The 15627-nt window shown below is 69.0% G+C and carries 18 protein-coding genes; 6 read left to right on the top strand and 12 right to left on the bottom strand.

The window, feature by feature from the left end; all coding sequences use genetic code 11:
• Positions 1 to 100: 100 nt before the first annotated feature.
• Complete coding sequence (locus tag AB2U09_RS09395; RefSeq protein ID WP_459192458.1) at positions 101 to 823, bottom strand: sugar phosphate isomerase/epimerase family protein; 723 nt, start codon at positions 821 to 823, stop codon at positions 101 to 103.
• A 139-nt stretch (positions 824 to 962) separates the two neighbouring features.
• Between AB2U09_RS09395 and AB2U09_RS09390 the strand changes: the two genes are divergently transcribed.
• On the top strand, positions 963 to 2033 hold the full coding sequence (locus AB2U09_RS09390; protein ID WP_459192457.1) for a Gfo/Idh/MocA family protein: 1071 nt from the start codon (positions 963 to 965) through the stop codon (positions 2031 to 2033).
• Positions 2034 to 2155: 122 nt separating this feature from the next.
• Entirely contained in the window at positions 2156 to 2362 is a 207-nt protein-coding gene (locus tag AB2U09_RS09385; protein WP_459192456.1) for a DUF8029 family protein, read from the top strand.
• A gap of 54 nt (positions 2363 to 2416) precedes the next feature.
• Here the strand turns inward: AB2U09_RS09385 and corA are convergent, their stop codons facing one another.
• Both corA and AB2U09_RS09375 read right to left on the bottom strand, forming a co-directional pair.
• Positions 2417 to 3400 carry a magnesium/cobalt transporter CorA gene (gene corA, locus AB2U09_RS09380; protein WP_459192455.1) on the bottom strand — a complete coding sequence of 328 codons (984 nt, stop codon included), beginning with the start codon at positions 3398 to 3400 and terminating at the stop codon, positions 2417 to 2419.
• A complete protein-coding gene (locus AB2U09_RS09375; RefSeq protein WP_459192454.1) occupies positions 3397 to 3567 on the bottom strand; it encodes a hypothetical protein in 171 nt (56 codons plus the stop codon). Before AB2U09_RS09375 ends, corA begins: the two co-directional genes overlap by 4 nt.
• Positions 3568 to 3725: 158 nt before the next feature.
• Between AB2U09_RS09375 and AB2U09_RS09370 the strand changes: the two genes are divergently transcribed.
• Entirely contained in the window at positions 3726 to 3899 is a 174-nt protein-coding gene (locus tag AB2U09_RS09370) for a hypothetical protein (protein ID WP_459192453.1), read from the top strand.
• 46 nt (positions 3900 to 3945) lie between these two features.
• Here AB2U09_RS09370 and AB2U09_RS09365 read toward each other — a convergent pair whose 3' ends face one another.
• From AB2U09_RS09365 to AB2U09_RS09355, 3 genes are all read right to left on the bottom strand, one after another.
• Positions 3946 to 4593: a DUF6517 family protein gene (locus tag AB2U09_RS09365; protein ID WP_459192452.1), complete on the bottom strand. Its 648-nt coding sequence runs from the start codon at positions 4591 to 4593 to the stop codon at positions 3946 to 3948.
• A 57-nt stretch (positions 4594 to 4650) separates the two neighbouring features.
• Positions 4651 to 6135: a cysteine--tRNA ligase gene (gene cysS, locus AB2U09_RS09360; RefSeq protein WP_459192451.1), complete on the bottom strand. Its 1485-nt coding sequence runs from the start codon at positions 6133 to 6135 to the stop codon at positions 4651 to 4653.
• A 77-nt stretch (positions 6136 to 6212) separates the two neighbouring features.
• Positions 6213 to 6686, bottom strand: a complete 474-nt coding sequence (locus tag AB2U09_RS09355; RefSeq protein WP_459192450.1) for a DUF7523 family protein — start codon at positions 6684 to 6686, stop codon at positions 6213 to 6215.
• A 137-nt stretch (positions 6687 to 6823) separates the two neighbouring features.
• Here AB2U09_RS09355 and AB2U09_RS09350 point away from each other — a divergent pair, with 137 nt between their 5' ends.
• Complete coding sequence (locus AB2U09_RS09350; protein ID WP_459192449.1) at positions 6824 to 7699, top strand: CbiX/SirB N-terminal domain-containing protein; 876 nt, start codon at positions 6824 to 6826, stop codon at positions 7697 to 7699.
• A gap of 1 nt (position 7700) precedes the next feature.
• On the opposite strand, the gene AB2U09_RS09345 is transcribed toward AB2U09_RS09350, so the two are convergent.
• Positions 7701 to 8843, bottom strand: a complete 1143-nt coding sequence (locus AB2U09_RS09345) for an outer membrane protein assembly factor BamB family protein (RefSeq protein WP_459192448.1) — start codon at positions 8841 to 8843, stop codon at positions 7701 to 7703.
• Positions 8840 to 9865 carry a M48 family metalloprotease gene (locus AB2U09_RS09340; RefSeq protein ID WP_459192447.1) on the bottom strand — a complete coding sequence of 342 codons (1026 nt, stop codon included), beginning with the start codon at positions 9863 to 9865 and terminating at the stop codon, positions 8840 to 8842. The genes AB2U09_RS09345 and AB2U09_RS09340 overlap by 4 nt, the downstream gene beginning before the upstream one ends.
• 242 nt (positions 9866 to 10107) lie before the next feature.
• On the opposite strand from AB2U09_RS09340, the gene AB2U09_RS09335 reads away from it, so the two are divergent.
• A complete protein-coding gene (locus tag AB2U09_RS09335; protein WP_459192446.1) occupies positions 10108 to 11289 on the top strand; it encodes a DR2241 family protein in 1182 nt (393 codons plus the stop codon).
• A 45-nt stretch (positions 11290 to 11334) separates the two neighbouring features.
• Here the strand turns inward: AB2U09_RS09335 and AB2U09_RS09330 are convergent, their stop codons facing one another.
• The 4 genes from AB2U09_RS09330 to AB2U09_RS09315 form a co-directional block, all read right to left on the bottom strand.
• The gene (locus AB2U09_RS09330) at positions 11335 to 11910 is read right to left on the bottom strand and encodes a DUF7524 family protein (protein ID WP_459192445.1); all 576 of its coding nucleotides are present in this window, start codon (positions 11908 to 11910) and stop codon (positions 11335 to 11337) included.
• Positions 11911 to 12046: 136 nt separating this feature from the next.
• Positions 12047 to 12241: a methytransferase partner Trm112 gene (locus AB2U09_RS09325; RefSeq protein WP_459192444.1), complete on the bottom strand. Its 195-nt coding sequence runs from the start codon at positions 12239 to 12241 to the stop codon at positions 12047 to 12049.
• 111 nt (positions 12242 to 12352) lie between these two features.
• A complete protein-coding gene (locus tag AB2U09_RS09320) occupies positions 12353 to 13465 on the bottom strand; it encodes a glutamate-cysteine ligase family protein (RefSeq protein WP_459192443.1) in 1113 nt (370 codons plus the stop codon).
• Positions 13466 to 13624: 159 nt separating this feature from the next.
• Positions 13625 to 15010 (bottom strand): adenylosuccinate synthase, encoded by a 1386-nt coding sequence (locus AB2U09_RS09315; protein WP_459192442.1) that lies wholly within the window; start codon positions 15008 to 15010, stop codon positions 13625 to 13627.
• Between the two features lie 282 nt (positions 15011 to 15292).
• Here AB2U09_RS09315 and AB2U09_RS09310 point away from each other — a divergent pair, with 282 nt between their 5' ends.
• Positions 15293 to 15598 (top strand): hypothetical protein, encoded by a 306-nt coding sequence (locus AB2U09_RS09310; protein WP_459192441.1) that lies wholly within the window; start codon positions 15293 to 15295, stop codon positions 15596 to 15598.
• Positions 15599 to 15627: the final 29 nt, after the last annotated feature.

Here is a 15627-nt window from a genome sequence, read left to right as displayed (position 1 = left end):
GAAACGGCCCCCCTTAATCGTTCTGCGCCGAGTATCAGTCCGCTCCAGCGGCGATTCGGCCGTGGAAGGACACGACGACGCCGGGTCCTCGGCCGCCGAGCTACAGCCCGTCGAGGAACTGCGCGCCGTGGTCGATCGAGGCGGCGGGATCCTCGGGCTGGTCGTGTTCGTAGACGAGCCACTCGGCGCCGACGTCCCGGGCGGTGTCGGCGCAGGCCTGCATGTCCACGTCGCCCTCGCCGATCTCACAGAAGTCGCCGTCGTCCATGTCTTTCATGTGGACGATCTCGATCCGGTCGCCGTACCGTTCGAGCAGTTCGACGGGGTCGTGGCCGGCCGTCTCGATCCAGCCCACGTCCGGTTCGAGCAGGAGGCTACACGACTCGGCGAACACCTCGTAGCCGTTGGTATCGTCGAACGCGACGAACTCGTGGTCGTGGTTGTGGTAGTGCAGCGGGAAGTCGTGGTCGGCCAGGTTCGCGGCGACGTTCTCCAGTCGCTCGGCGGTGTCCTCGGCGGCATCGCGGGACTCGAAGTGTTCGGCGCCGAGCCACGGGACGACCGCGCCGTCCGAGCCGATGGTCTCGTGTTTCTCGACGACGCTGGCCGCGTCGGCCTCCATCTTATCGAGGTCCACGTGCGCGGCCGTCACGTCCAGCCCGAGTTCGTCGAGCTTCGCCGCGAGTTCGTCGGCGGAGAGTCCACCGAACTCCCCGGAGAACTGGACGCCGTCGTAGCCGGCCGCCGCACAGCGTTCGAGGATCTCGTCCATCGGGAGGTCGAGGTTGCGGACCGAGTAGAGGTTGATGGCAGTGCGTACCATACCCACTACGTCAAACGGGCGGACTTTTAGTCCACGGATCCGGGCGCGATTCGCTGGTGCGTCGCCGGTCGGGAGCACAGGGGCCGGCATCCGCCGCCGCGAGCCCGAGACTTTTGTACGACCGCCGCAACGCGAGGGTATGGGATACGATATCGCGTTCATCGGGACCGGCCCGGAGCCCGAGAACCCCGTCTGGGGCGAGAGCGCGGCGATGGCCTACCGCCACGCCGAAGGGTACCGCGACCGCGACGACTGTGACATCGTCGCCGCGGCCGACATCGTCCGCGAGAACGTCGCGGCGTTCGCCGACGAATTCGACGTCGCCGAAGACGGGATCTTCGAAGACTACGAACGGATGCTGGAGGTCGTCGAACCCGACATCGTCTCGATCTCGACGCCGGTGCCGACCCACGCCGATATCGTACTCGATTGCATCCACAGCGGCGTCCCCGAGGCGATCCACTGCGAGAAGCCGATGGCGACGACCTGGGGCGACGCCCGGTTGATGGCTCAGGAGGCGAACCGCCGGGACGTACAGCTCACCTTCAACCACCAGCGCCGGTTCTCGCCGGTGTGGCGCGAGCCGAAACTTGCCCTGGAGAGCGGGGCCATCGGCGACCTCCAGCGGGTGGAGGTGTCGACGAGTACGCTGCTGGACAACGGGACGCACCACGTCGACCTCGCGCACATGTACGCCGGCGAGTCGCCGGTCGAGTGGGTCATCGGCCAGATCGACTACCGCGAGGAGTACGTCAAGTACGGCGCCCACAACGAGAACCAGGGCCTCGTCCAGTGGGCCTACGAGAACGGGGTTCAGGGTATCGCGACCACCGGGTACGGCGCGGACGGCGTCGGCGAGGCCGTCCGCCACCGCCTCCACGGCACCGACGGCGTCATCGAGATCACGCCGTGGGCGGACGAACAGGCGCGCGTCCGCCAGGACGGCGGCGACTGGGAGACGCTGGTCGCCGACGCCGAGACCGCGGCCGTCCCGCCGGCCATCGACCACGTCGTCGACTGCCTGCGCGACGGCGTCGAACCCGAGTTCTCGGCCCGGCGGGCGCTCGCGGTGACCGAGGTCATCTTCGCCGCGTGGGAGTCCTCGCGTCGGCACGGCCGCGTGGACCTCCCGCTTACCGTCGACGACAATCCGCTGGAAGCGATGGTCGAGTCCGGCGAGCTCTCGCCGGAACCCGCCGACGAGGAGTAGCGCTTCTCCCGTCCGCACTTCGGCTACCCGTCTGTTGGCCGTCCCTCTGTTGGCCGCCCGTCCGTCGACCGCTCGTCCGACGGTCCCGGAAGCTTATGGTGACGGGGAGGCGAGTAACTGGCATGCTCAGTGCAGTGGCCCTCCAGTCCGGTCTGGAGATCCTCACACAGCCCGTCGGCATCCTCGGCGTCCTCGTCCTGCTCGCGGCGATCATCCTGATCGGTCGCTTCCTGCTGTCGATGGCCTGGCGGCTCGTCGTTATCGGGATCATCATCGTCGGGACGATCTACATCCTCGGGCTGCTCGGGTTCGGCCTCGGCTTCTTCTGACGGGCAATCGCCGCGTCGGGTCGGCGCGAAGCCGACCGCACCAGTTCGCTTCCTTTAGACGTAGCCCTGTCGGCGGAAGTAAGAGACCATGATCAGCGCGACCGCCAGCATCCCGATCATGACTGCGGGGTACCCGAAGTCCCACCCGAGTTCGGGCATGTTGTAGGCGCTCGCAGCGGGGTCGAAATTCATGCCGTAGACGCCGACGACGAACGTGAGCGGGATGAAGATGGTCGCGACGACGGTCAAGATCTTCATCACCTCGTTGGTCGACTGGGCGAGGGTGTTGAGGTAGATGTCACGGGCGCCGGAGGCCAGATCGCGGTAGGTCTCGGTGAGGTCGACGAGCTGGACGAGGTGGTCGTAGACGTCGCGGTAGTACTTCTCGGTGTCCTCCTGGACCTGTTTCGGGTCGCCCCGGGCGAGGACGCCGACGGCCTCGCGGGTCGGCCAGGCGAGCTTGCGAAAGGAGAGCAGCTCCCGGCGGACGCTGTTTATCTCCTCGAGGGTGTCGATCTCCGTCGAGGTGGTCACGTCGTCCTCGACGGCCTCGATGTCGTCCTCGATGGTGTCCAGCAGCGTGAAGTACTCGTCGACGACGACGTCGATGATCCGGTAGGCGGTGAAGTCGGGACCGCGGTGGAGCAGCCGTTCGTCGCCGGAGTCGACGGCGCGGCGGACCCGTTCGATCGGCTCGGCGCTGTCGGGCGTCATCGAGACGACCCAGTCGTCGCCGATGAACACGCCGATCGGCGCGTCTTCGATCTCTTCGTCGAAGGAAGTCTCGCCGCGGCGCAGCATCGCCCGCTTGAGGAGGACGAACGTGTACGCGTCGTACTCCTCGGTCTTCGGACGGACGTCGTTCCGGATGTCCTCGACCGTGAGCGGGTGTAGCCCGAAGCACTCGGCGATCTGATCCATCTCCGCCTGATCGGCCTCGGCGGCGTGGACCCAGGTCGTCCCCTGTGCGGCGTTCGCCTCCGTGAGATCGTCGTATTCGGTGACCTCCTCCGAGCGGTAGACAAGCGCGGATATCACGGCGACGCCTCCGGGCCGGACGACCGGCCGATAACCGCCAGCGTGAGCCCGACCATGACCGCGGTCACGGCGAACGCGCGCCCCGGGTAGGCCGTCCCGATACCGACCGCGTAGCCGAGGAGGCCGAGCGCGGTCAGCCCGAGACCGAGTGTGAGCTGGACATTCATATCCCGCTCGATGACCCCGAACGTGAAAAGCGTAGGCGACGACTGCCGGCGAAATGGCCCGTCGACCGGCAGTCCACCGCGGATCGAGCGCCGACTGAGGGCTCGTCGCGCTCCGAACCGGGACAAGACACTTACCGTCCCCGCGGGACGGCTCGACTATGGTGCACTGCCCTGAATGTGAGGCGGAGATCGTCGACGCCTCCGACGTGGAGTTTGTCGACATGGACGCGAAGATGGCCGGCATCTTCAGGTCGGCAAAACGGTTCTACGTCGCCGCGTGCGACGACTGCGGCGCCGCCATCGGGACCGGCGTCGCTGGCGGCGGCGGATAACGTTCTTCGGCGGTGAGCGGGCGGCGGCGGTAAATCGACGGCTGCGTTACGCCGGCGGATGTCGCAGGCCCGCGAGGAGTTCGTCCACGCGCGAGCGCTCGTCGACGCGCTCGGGGTGGAGGGCGACGGCGACCACGTTGTCACCGTCGTGTTCGGCGATGGCGAGGTGGATCGTGACGTTCGTCTCCACGCCGCCCATGGTCTGGCGGGCGCTGTACGCCGAAACCGTCCTGTCCTCGCCGAGGAACTCGACGGTCCGGTTGGACTCGAACTGGACGTTCGACAGCCCGGAGGTCGAACTCACCAGCTGTCGAACGAGGCGGTCGGCCGACCACTCGTCGACGGGGTTGACAGACTGCCCGGCGACCGTCGCGGCCGGCGTCGTGTAGACCGAGAAGCGCGCGAACGGCCCCTCGACCTCCGGCGCGAGACTGACCGTCCGGTTGTACTGCCGCACCTCGCTAGAGATGGTCACCTCGCGACTCTGCCCGCCCGCCGAGACGTTCAGCGTCCGGTTAGGCGAGTCGCTGCTCGCGAGTCGGTACTCCGTCGACTCCAGCGTCGAGTCGTCGACTTCGGTGGCGTTGGCGGCGAACTCGTAGGGCTGGCTCCCGGTCAGGAAGCCGACGCAGCCCCCGCCCGCGACGGCGAGGACCACGGCGAGGGCGACTGCGAAATCGCGGGGTCGTGACATAGCGAGACGTGACGGTGCGGGGAGATAAACCCGACGAGACCGCTCCGGCCGGTGGGATCACTCGAAGCGGTAGGTCGGTCCGTCGTCGCTGTCCTCGACCTCGACGCCGATCTCGTCGAGGCTGTCGCGTAGTTCGTCGGCGCGCTCGTAGTTGCCCGACTCGCGCTCGCGCTCGCGGAGGTCGAGGACGAGTTCGACTAGGTCCTCGGCGACGCGGACCTCGCCGCTGGATCCGGCGCCGAACGAGAGGCCGAACACGTCGCCGCCGAGTTCCTCGAAGGCGTCGATGGATCGCTTGAGTGCGGGGAAGTCGTAGCGGTCGCGGTCGTCGACGTGGGCGTGAACGGCCGAAGCGAGTTCGAGGAGCGCGGCCATCGCCTCGCGCGTGTTGAAGTCGTCGTTCATGGCCGCCTCGAAGTCCTCGCGGGTCGCCTCGACCGTCTCGCGGAGGTCCTCGTCGACGGCCTTCGCGACGGCGTCGACGCTGTCGGCGGCCTCGACGGCGCGCTCGTAGCCCCGTTCGAGTCGCTCCCAGCGCTCCTCGGCCTCGGCGAGTGTCTCCTCGGAGAACGTCGGGTCCGCCGAGTAGACCGTCGAGACGAAGAAGGTCCGGAGCACGTCGACGCCGAACTCCTCGATGGCCGCCCGTGCGGTCGTGAAGTTCTGCAGGCTCGAACTCATCTTCTCGTCGGCCACCTGAACCATCCCCGTGTGGAGCCAGTAGTTGGCGAACTGCTCGCCGGTGGCGCACTCGCTCTGGGCGATCTCGTTCTCGTTGTGCGGGAAGACCAGATCGGAGCCGGCGACGTGGACGTCGAAGGTCTCGCCGAGGTGGGTGGTCGACATCGCCGAGCACTCGATGTGCCAGCCGGGCCGGCCCTCCCCCCACGGCGAGTCCCAGGTCTGTGCCTGCTGGACCGCTTCCTCGGCCGGGGCGGCCCCCTCGTGCTGGTGCTGCTCGATCTCCTCGGGGTCGACGCCGCCGGCCTTCCACAGCGCGAAGTCGGCTGGGTGGCGCTTCTCGGCGCGTTCGTCCTCGTCGCCCTGCGCTTCGGCCTCCGCTACGTCCTGGTTCGAGAGCTTGCCGTAGTCGTCGTCGGCGGTCACGTCGAAGTAGACCGAGCCGTTGGACTCGTAGGCGTAGCCCTCCTCGACGAGCGTCTCGACCATCGACACGATGTCGTCGATGTGTTCGGAGACGCGGGGGTAGACGTCCGCGCGCTTGAGGTTCAGCGCGCGCATGTCCTCGATAAACGACTGGGTGTAGTGGCGGGCGACGTCGGCCTCGTCGTCGCCGGCTTCGCCGACGCGGGCGACGATCTTCTCGTTGACGTCGGTGAAGTTCTCGACGTGGCGCACGTCGTAACCGAGGTACGCCAGCCACCGGTGGATCACGTCGGTGTGGGTCCACGTCCGGGCGTGGCCGACGTGGGCGGGGTCCGAGGTGGTGAGGCCGCAGAGATAGAGCAGGACTTCGTCGTCGTTCACCGGCTCGAACGCCTCGCGCTCGCCCGTGAGCGTGTTCGTCACCTGAAGCGTCATTACCGGAAGCTACGCCGCCCGGCGCTTCAATGCGTCGGATACCCGTCGCACCGTGACACACTCACCCCGAGACCGGTTCACTCCGAAAGCGCGTCCTCGACCGCCCGCACCGCGTCCGGCCCGTCCCGGCGTCCGACCACGACCACCAGCGAGCCGCCACCGACGGCGGCCGCCTCGACGGGCACCTCGGCGGTCTCCAGGCGACCGAGAACCTGCCGGAGCGCTGCCGCGTCGGCGTCGCCGCCCGCCGTGATAGCGGTCAGCGATCCGGAATCAGGCACGATTGCGAGGTCGCCGACCGCGAGCAGCGCGTCGGCGGAGTCGCCCTCGCCGAGGCCGCTCTGCATGCTCACCGGCGGGTCGCTCCCGGGGCGCTCGTAGTCGGAGAGGTCCTCGGAGAAGCGGCGGAGCGCGGCGACGACCGCGTCGGTTTCGCCGTCGACGTCGAGGAAGCGGGCGGCGGCGCTGTAGTTGACCACGCCGGCCCGGAGCGCGTCGTAGAGGAACGGGTGGCGGCGAACGGCCTCGCGGGTGTCCGCGGCGAGCGTCATACCCTGCGGATGGACGCGGGGTGCGAAAAATCTCCCGGAGGTGACGGGTCGACCGTCGTCGGGCGGCGCTCGTGGGCCGCTCTCGATTGCAGAAGACCAACGACACCCCTATGGGGGAGTTTTCCCTAGCCGTGGGTATGGAAGCGCTCGTCATCGTCGCCCACGGGTCGCACCTCTCCGCCGGGTCGAGTGCGCCGACGTTCGACCACGCCGATACAATCCGCGCAACTGGCGCGTTCGACGAAGTCCGGGAGTCGTTCTGGAAGGAGGAGCCCTCTTTCCGCGAGGTGCTCCGCACCGTCGAGAGCGACGAGGTGTACGTCGTTCCCCTGTTCATCTCGGAGGGGTATTTCACCGAAGAGGTCATCCCCCGCGAACTGCGCCTCGAAGACTGGGACCCCGACGCCTGGGACTCCGACGGCACGAGCGCCACGCACGCGACGCTCCGGGCGACCGACGTGGACAAGACGGTCCACTACTGCGGCCCGGTCGGCACGCACGAGGCGATGAGCGACGTCATCGTCCAGCGCGCCGAATCGGTGACCGGCGACCCCGACGTGGGCGAGGGGTTCGGCCTCGCCGTCGTCGGCCACGGTACCGAGCGCAACGAGAACTCCGCGAAGGCCATCGAGTACCACGCCGACCGCATCGACGAGATGGGTCGGTTCGACGAGGTGAAGGCGCTGTTCATGGACGAGGATCCCGAGGTCGACGACGTGACCGACTTCTTCGAGAGCGACGACGTCGTGGTGGTCCCCCTGTTCGTCGCCGACGGCTACCACACCCAGGAGGACATCCCCGAGGACATGGGGCTGACCGACGACTACCGCAAAGGCTGGGACACCCCCGCCGAAGTGGACGGCCACCGGATCTGGTACTCCGGCGCGGTCGGCACCGAACCGCTGATGGCCGACGTGCTGCTCGAACGCGCGGCCGACGCCGGCGCCGACGTGGCCGACGCCGTCGAGCGGGTGCGCGCCGAGACGAGCGGCGCGGAACCGGCCGACGACTGACCTAGAAGCGGTCGGTCGCGTAGTGGCACACCATCTCGCCGTCGGCGGCGACGAGCACACCGCCGTCGGCGACGAACGGCCCCGCGGAGATTCTGTCGTACTCCACCGACCAGCGGACGCTCCCGTCGGCAGGGTCGTGAGCCGCGAGGGAACGCCCGCGCCGCGCGTAAACTCCCTCGGCGTCCGCGGCCACCCGACCACGGTACGATTCGGGGTAGCTGCCCGCGCCGGCCGACCACCGCCGTTCTCCCGCCTCGTCGAACGCGACGAGTTCGTCGTCGCCGACGCGGTAGCCGCCGTCCGCGGTGAACGCGAGCGACTCGGCCTCACCGGCCAGCCGCCAGCGCGTCTCGCCGTTCGCCGCGTCGACCGCGATCAGGTCCCGGTCTCCCCAGACGAGCGCCAGCCCGTCGGAGACGACGAGTGACTCGGGCGGGTCCACGTCGCGGCGACTCCAGCGCCGCTCGCCGTCCGGCGCGAATCCCGCGACCGCCACCTCTGTCGCGGCGACGACCGCGTCCGCGTCGGCCGCGACGGCGAACCAGCGGCGGCCGTCGCGGTCGCCGTCCCTGTTCTCCGCACCCGGCAGATCCACCGTCCAGACGGCCGAGCCGTCGGCGCACGCGACGAGCCGCGCGTCTCGATCCAGCGCGTAGGCCCGCCGGGGCGCCGCCGCGATCGCGGCGATCGGTCCATCCACGGTCGCTCGCCACTGGACGCCGTCGGCGGTCACGCGCGCGACTTCGGGGTCGCTCGTCCCCTCGCTCTCACTTTCACTGTCCTCGTCGTCCGCGCTCTGCTCGCCCTCGAATCCGACCGCCAGCCCGCGGTCGCCGAGCGCGTGCGCCGCGATCTCGGCGTCGAAGTCCAGGTCGAGTCGCTCCTCGCCGTCGCCGGTATCGTAGGCGGCGACGCTACTGCCGGTGGTCCACTCGTGGGTGTCGAAATCGAAGCCGCGGCTCGATTCGGCGACGCCGTAGAGCAAGCCGTCGACGACGCCGACCAGATCGTCGCTGTACACGCCGCCGCCGTGGCTCGTCCGCCAGCGCGGATCACCGCCGCCCGGGCGGTAGCCGCAACCAGCGAGACCGCTACCGAGACCGACCGCCGCGAGTGACCGGAGGAACCGCCGCCGGGTGGTCACGCCCGCTCACCCGCCATCTCCTGCAGGCGCTCGATCCGCTCCTCGGTCGGCGGGTGCGTCGCCGGGAAGATGTCGCTCGACAGGAGGTCCCTGTCGGCGTCGAACTGGTAGGTGTCGACCGGCGCGACGTACAGCGCTTCGAGGCCGCCGTCGATCTCGCGGAGGTCGCGGTCGGGCGCGTCGCTCATCTCGTCGTCGATCGTTCGCAGCGCCGAGGCGAGCGCGGCCGGGTCGCCTGTGATAGCGGCAGCCCCGCGGTCGGCCGCGTGTTCCCGGTACTGCGAGAGGACCCGGAAGAGGAGGAAGCTCGCCACCCAGAACATGACGGAGATGGTCAGCGTCACCACCGCGCTCACGACGAGGACGACGATGGCCACGACGACCCCCTTCGCGCCGTCGCCGTCCACGTCGTCGAGGCCGGCGCCGAGGTGGAAGACGCCCTTGAGCACGTAGAAGGCGGCGATGGCGATGAGGTACGTGAGCGACGGCAGGAAATACGAGAGCGACATGACCGCTACGTCGCGGTTGCGCACGTGGGCGAGTTCGTGTGCGAGGACGGCGTCGAGCTCGTCGTCGTCGAGCGCGTCCAGCAGCCCCTCGGTGACGACGACCGTCGCCTTCGAGGGGCGAACGCCGATGGCGAAGGCGTTCGGGACCGACGAGCGGCTGACCGCCACGTTGGGCGCCGGCGCGTCGGCGATCTGCGCGAGGCGCTCGACGCGGCCGACGAGGTCGGGACGGGAGTCGCGGTCGACCCGGCGGGCGTCGACCGAGCGGAGCGCCACCGGGTCCCCGAGGAAGAACTGCGCGGCGAACCCGGCGGCGACCGCCCCGAGGACGGCCAGCGGGTTCACGTAGAAGCGGCCGTTCCACGGGTCGTCGGTGGCCCACGCGAGCAGTTCGACGCCGACCGTGTTGAACGCAAAGACGAACGCGTAGACGAACGCGACGGGCAGGACGGCCACGAGCGCCAGGGCGACGCCCATCCTGACCGTCAGCCCGCGGTCGGTCTCCCACTCCATCGGGGATCACCCGCGGTTCGCGGTTGCGTCGCGTGGGGAGCGCTGCCGTGTGCGCGGAGGGAACTGCTGTGTGCGTGGAGGGCGCTGCTGCATGACTCGCGGTTCTGTTCGACGAGGGCATACGCTTTCCGGTCGGGACGGGGTCGTCGCCGCGTGTCGACTGAGCGCCTACGGCGCGCTGGAAGCGTCCGCCGCCTGCCGCAGGCGGACAACTTATTCGGATACAGTCCATCGCTCCGGACATGAACGCCGCGCAGGTGGAGCGGGAGCAGGTGGACGCACTCGCGGAGGCCGCCGAGGACGGCATCGAGTTCGACGGGTTCGCGGCCGAGACCGAGGGCGACGGCTACGTCCTCGCCACGGACGAGGGCTCGAAGCGCGTGGTCCACGAGGACGCCCTCGCGGACGCCGCAGCGGAGTACGCCGCCCACGTCACGAACTGGTACTTCTGGCACGCCCAAGCGCCACAGGCCGAGGACCGCTGGGCGTTCCTCCGCTGGCTCGAAGGCGCCGACGACCGCCGCGTCGGCGACCGCTACGACGGGCTGGCGACGGGGATCTCCCGCGAGTGGGGACAGCTCCGCGTCACCATCACGGTCGACGACGCCGGGTCCCGTCGCTACGAGATCCGTCACGTCGACGACGCCGACGAAGCCGGCGACGCGCTGGAAGACCACGAGGACCCGCTCGACGCCCGACAGATCGCCAAGCTCGACGACCGCGAGCGGTTCCGCCCGCTGAAGACCGCCCCCACGCTCCGGACGGGCTGGCGCTTCCCCGACCTCGGGGCCGAGGAAGCCGTCCGCGCGGTGGACAGTTTCTACCCGGCGACGGTCGCCAACTGGCACCGCGAGCGCGAGGGCGAACTCGACGTCTCCCACTGGCGCGAGACGATGAGCCGCCAGAGCGGCATCTACGGCGTCATCGAGACCTGGGACCGCGGCGAAGGCCACGAACACGTCGACTGGGTTGCCGAATCCTGCTGCGTCGACTCGCAGTGTCTCAAGCGCCGGGAGTGGCAGTACGACGAGGAGACCGACCTCGACGTCGACGGTGGCGACGGGGAGTTCCCCTGTCGGGAGCCCTGCTCGGTCGTCGTCTCCGCCGCGCGCCGCTGGACGAAACTCGAAGGCGAGCAGTCCCGCACCTACGAGTTCGAACTCACCCCGAGCGAGAAAGAGCAGATCGAGGAGATCATCGACGCCGTCGCCGACGGCCGCACCGAGGAGATCCGCGAGGCGGACGTCTACGACGGAGCCAACCGCTACCGCACCCGCTTCCTCCGCGCGAAGCGCTTCGACGAGGAGGGCAACCTCGACGGCGTGCCGACCGAACCGGACGAATCCGGCGAGGGCCACGACGGCGCCGCGGACAGCGGGTCCGACGCCGACGCGGACGAGGCGGCCGAAGAAGCGAGCGACTGATAGAAAACAGGCAGTGACGCCGGCTCCGCTTTCTGCCGACGACGGTCAGCCGGTGAGGACGATGTAGACGGCGGCGAGGACGCCGACGAGCACGGCCAGCGCGCCGCCGACCACGACGACGTCGTCGATCACGATCGCGATGGCCACCGCCGCGGCGAGCGCAACGAGGCCGAGCGCGAGGACGAGGACTTCCGGTTTCCCGGCGGCCGCCGCGAGCGCGCCGCCGTCACCGCCGGATTCCGGCTCTCTGGGCTGTGGCTCCGAGAGCGACTCGTCGACCTCGACGGTCCGGTTTTCCTCCTCGGGTTCGGTGATGTGGACGGTGACGTAGCGGGTCTCGGCGCCGTAGGCGGCGGCGACTTTGAGCGTCCCGGTGGCCTCGCCCTCGCCGTCGACCGCGACGTGGACGATCCGCTGGCTCTCGCCGTCGACGAAGTGGTTGCTGGCCTCGACGGTGGCGATCTCCGAGAGGTCGTCGTCGAGGTGGAGATGGACGTGGACCGACTGGCCGTGGTTGATCACGGCGACGTCGAACGACCCGTCCGCCTCGTACCGGTCGGGCACCTCCAGCGCGTGGAGCTGCTCGCGGTTGACGTGGACGGGCAACGGATCCTCGGGCACACCCGCCAGTCGGCGTGGACGGTAGAAAAAGGTTCAGGCCGATCGACCGTCAGGAACGGGTCGCACCGGCGATTCGCAGCCGCTGGCCGACCGGCGCCGTCGGACTGTCTGCCCGGTGTGGAACCGTGCTCCCGCTTCAGGCCGGCGCTTCCTCGCGCATGTCCGGCGGGAGCAGGTTCGGGATACCGTCCTCGATGGGGTATGTCTCGCCGCACTCGGTGCAGGTGAGCGTCCCGGAGATGATCTCCTCGCCGTCGCGCTCGCTCACGTCGAGTTCGAGGTCGTGCTTGTCGAGCGGGCAGCAGATGATGTCCATCAGATCCTCCTTCATGGCTCTCACTCCGGAACGGTGGCAAAAAAGCGTGCCGGACGGGTCCGGGCGGCGGTCCGACGCGGGCCAGTATCGACGGCGAACGGCCGTTCACCCGGACGCGACGGCGTCTCAGTCGTCGGCGACCGTCTTCGATCGTCGCACGTCCGCTTCCAGCCGGGCGGCGTGGTCCAGCCGGATCTCACGCGCCCGCTCCCGAGAGACCGGTGCCGCGCCGTCGAGTTCGTGTGCGATCGGGCCGTACGCGTCCACGTCGAAGCCCATGCGGTCGAGGTACGAACGGACGCGCCCGGAGGAGACTCCGTCGCGGATCGCCTCGTTGACGTACTCGATGACCGCGTCGAACTCCGGGAGCACGACCGTCTCGTCGGTCACCCGCCCCTCCTCGCCCTCGATGCGGACCTCCGCGTCCTCGAGGTGGGCGACGAGGGCCGCGAGTCGGTCCGCCAGGCGCACCACGTCGCTCGGGAGGGCGGTGTCGGGCGAGCGCCACTCGACGGTCGAGAACTCCTCCCGGAACTGTACGGGCGTCCACACGGCGCTCTCGGGGTCGAAGTTCGACGCGACGCGGTGGCGGTTCACGCCGGCTTCCATCGCGGCCGTCTCGAACGCCTCGTAGCGGCGTTCTATCCGGCGCGTCCACTCCTCGGCGTCGTCGATGTACGACCACAGCCGCCCCTGGTGGGGGACGTCGTCGTAGGCCATCCAGCGGTAGAGCTTCGAGCGTGCGCCCGCAGCGAGGCGTCCCCCGCGGAAGTACGGCGAGGAGTTGACCAGCGCGAGCGCGGGGTCGAGCGCGACAAAGGCGTTCAGCTGGTCGACCGCCAGCCCGAGCTGTTGCTCGACGTGGACGTGCGTCCCCGCGCAGTGACGGACGTACTCGAAGTCCTCGCCGACGACCCTGTTCTGCACTCGCGTCCGATCGCTCGGTCGCTCGGCGATCTCACCGGCGTTTACGGGCGTCGCCAGCGGGACGAGTCCCTTTCCGACTTCCTCGGCACGGTCAAGTACCGATTCGATCCGACCGTACAGTTCCGCCCGCAGTTCCGCCGTCGACTCGCAGGGTGTGGTCTTGATCTCCAGCAGCGGCTCGACGAACTCGCGTTCGGCGCCCGCGGACGCCTCGACGAGCGACCCCGGTTCGGCCAGCCGGCCGTCGCCGTCGATCACCCAGTATTCGACCTCGATGCTCCGTCGTATCGGCTCTGAGTCGTGTGCTGACACTGTGACCTCGCTGTGGGACAACCGCTCGCGCTGCCAGCGCACCGATCCGCGACACGCAGTACTGTGGTATTGTTACGCATTCACACGTGCGAGGAGATCACCCAAGAGCGTTTCGGGGATCGAAATATTTGCGGAGCCGACGGCGGTCGGGTCGGCGCCTCAGAAGGGGTTCTCGCGGACGACGGTCTCCGAGCGGCCGGGACCGACGCCGACGGCGTAGACGCGGGCGTCGAGTTCGGATTCGAGGTATTCGAGGTACGTCCGTGCGTTCTCGGGCAGGGCCTCGTAGCCCTCGGCGGCGACTTCGGCCCAGTCGCACTCGTCCCAGCCCTCGAAGGTCCGCATGTTCGCCTCGCAGTCGGCCCACTGCTCGGTCGTAGCGGGCATAGTGCGGATCTCCTCGCCGTCGAGCGTGTACGTGTGGCCGACCTTCACCTCGTCGAGGCCCGCGAGGGTGTCGACGTGGTTGACCGCGAGGCCGGTGAAGCCGTTCGCGCGCGCGGCGTGACGGAGCATCGGCACGTCGAGCCAGCCGACGCGACGGGGTCGGCCCGTGACGGTGCCGTACTCGCCGCCGGCCTCCCGGATGTGGACGGCCAGTTCTTCCTCCTCGGTCTGGGGGTTCTCGGGGTCGCCGTCGTAGCCGGGCGTATCGCCGGGGACGCCGCCGAGTTCGGTGGGCATCGGACCGCTGCCGACCCGGGAGAGGTACGCCTTGACGATGCCGACGACCTCGCCGTCGCCGACGACGCTCGGGGCGAGCCCGCTGCCGGTGCAGGCGCCACCTGCCGTCGGGTTCGAGGAGGTGACGAACGGGTAGTTGCCGTGGTCGATGTCGAGGATGGTCCCCTGCGCGCCCTCGAACATGACGTTCGCGCCGTCGTCCAGCCGGTCGGCGAGGTAGCTGCCGGCGTTGACGGTCATGTCTTCCTCGGCGAGGCGCTCGCCGTACTCGGCGAACTCCTCGTAGAGGGCGTCGACGTCCAGCGCCTCGGGGTCGTCGAGGTCGTCGACGTCGAGGCCGAAGACCTCTTCGACGAGCGCGCGCTTCTGCGGGACGGCGTACTCCAGGCGCTCGCGGAGGACGTCGGGATCGAGCAGGTCGCCGACGCGGACGCCGCGGCGGCCGGCCTTGTCCTCGTAGGTCGGGCCGATGCCGCGACCGGTGGTCCCGATCTCGTCGTCGTCTTCGCTCTTGACTTCCTCTTCGATGCCGTCGAGCAGGCGGTGGTACGGCAGGATGACGTGGGCGCGTTCGGCGACGCGCACGTCGGGGTCGAGGCCGCGCTCGCGGAGGGTGTCCAGTTCCTCAAAGAGGGTGCGCGGGTTGACGACGCAGCCGTTACCGAGGACGTTGACCTTGCCGCGGATCGCGCCGCTCGGCACGAGCGAGAGCTTGTACTCCTCGCCCTCGTGGACGACGGTGTGGCCGGCGTTGTCGCCGCCCTGGTAGCGAACGACGACGTCGGCGTCCTCGCCGTAAACGTCGACGATGCCACCCTTCCCCTCGTCGCCGAGCTGCGAACCGACGATGGTGACGGTCATACACCCGAGATTTCGCCCACCGGGGTAAACCGATTACGGTCCATCGCGCGACCGCACGCCACTTCCCGCCGCGGCGTGCCGTCGACATCCGCCACCGTACGCTCGCCCGCGTCGACGCGCAGGCGTCACCGGAATCGTTAACTGCTACCACGGGTAACGTTCGATCTCGAGACGCGTTCGCCGGTAACCGGCAAATACCGCCCGAACGCGGCCGCCTGCCGTCGTGCATTCTCCGGACCGACAGCAACCTTTAAAACCCTCAAACACAAGTTAACAATTGCCATGATAGACAGACTTGAGAAGGAAGTAGATATGCTGGAGCGCCATCTGCAGGTGTTGCGGATGGTGATACAGAACGAGCCGATCGGGATCGTGAAGATGTCCAACGAGACAGGCTACCCGCACCACAAGGTGCGTTACTCGCTGCGCGTCCTCGAGGAGGAGAACCTCATCGAGCCGTCCAGCCAGGGCGCCATCACGACTGAGCAGACGGGGGAGTTCGTCGAGGACCTCGACGAGAAGATCGACCACATCATCGAGAAGCTCGAGGGCATGAAGATCGAGGAAGCGGCCGAAGTCGAGAGCTGATTCTGCGACCGGAATTTTGCGGTCGGGGG

Source organism: Halosimplex yunnanense, assembly GCF_054504345.1.
Note: the sequence above shows the minus strand (reverse complement) of the source record. Positions and strands in the feature narration are given on the sequence as shown.

Bases quoted from the DNA above. Each gene is read 5' to 3' on its own strand.
- AB2U09_RS09395 (WP_459192458.1), bottom strand. From the start codon at position 823: ATGGTACGCACTGCCATCAACCTCTACTCGGTCCGCAACCTCGACCTC.
- AB2U09_RS09390 (WP_459192457.1), top strand. From the start codon at position 963: ATGGGATACGATATCGCGTTCATCGGGACCGGCCCGGAGCCCGAGAAC.
- AB2U09_RS09385 (WP_459192456.1), top strand. From the start codon at position 2,156: ATGCTCAGTGCAGTGGCCCTCCAGTCCGGTCTGGAGATCCTCACACAG.
- AB2U09_RS09375 (WP_459192454.1), bottom strand. From the start codon at position 3,567: ATGAATGTCCAGCTCACACTCGGTCTCGGGCTGACCGCGCTCGGCCTC.
- AB2U09_RS09370 (WP_459192453.1), top strand. From the start codon at position 3,726: ATGGTGCACTGCCCTGAATGTGAGGCGGAGATCGTCGACGCCTCCGAC.
- AB2U09_RS09365 (WP_459192452.1), bottom strand. From the start codon at position 4,593: ATGTCACGACCCCGCGATTTCGCAGTCGCCCTCGCCGTGGTCCTCGCC.
- cysS (WP_459192451.1), bottom strand. From the start codon at position 6,135: ATGACGCTTCAGGTGACGAACACGCTCACGGGCGAGCGCGAGGCGTTC.
- AB2U09_RS09355 (WP_459192450.1), bottom strand. From the start codon at position 6,686: ATGACGCTCGCCGCGGACACCCGCGAGGCCGTTCGCCGCCACCCGTTC.
- AB2U09_RS09350 (WP_459192449.1), top strand. From the start codon at position 6,824: ATGGAAGCGCTCGTCATCGTCGCCCACGGGTCGCACCTCTCCGCCGGG.
- AB2U09_RS09340 (WP_459192447.1), bottom strand. From the start codon at position 9,865: ATGGAGTGGGAGACCGACCGCGGGCTGACGGTCAGGATGGGCGTCGCC.
- AB2U09_RS09335 (WP_459192446.1), top strand. From the start codon at position 10,108: ATGAACGCCGCGCAGGTGGAGCGGGAGCAGGTGGACGCACTCGCGGAG.
- AB2U09_RS09325 (WP_459192444.1), bottom strand. From the start codon at position 12,241: ATGAAGGAGGATCTGATGGACATCATCTGCTGCCCGCTCGACAAGCAC.
- AB2U09_RS09315 (WP_459192442.1), bottom strand. From the start codon at position 15,010: ATGACCGTCACCATCGTCGGTTCGCAGCTCGGCGACGAGGGGAAGGGT.
- AB2U09_RS09310 (WP_459192441.1), top strand. From the start codon at position 15,293: ATGATAGACAGACTTGAGAAGGAAGTAGATATGCTGGAGCGCCATCTG.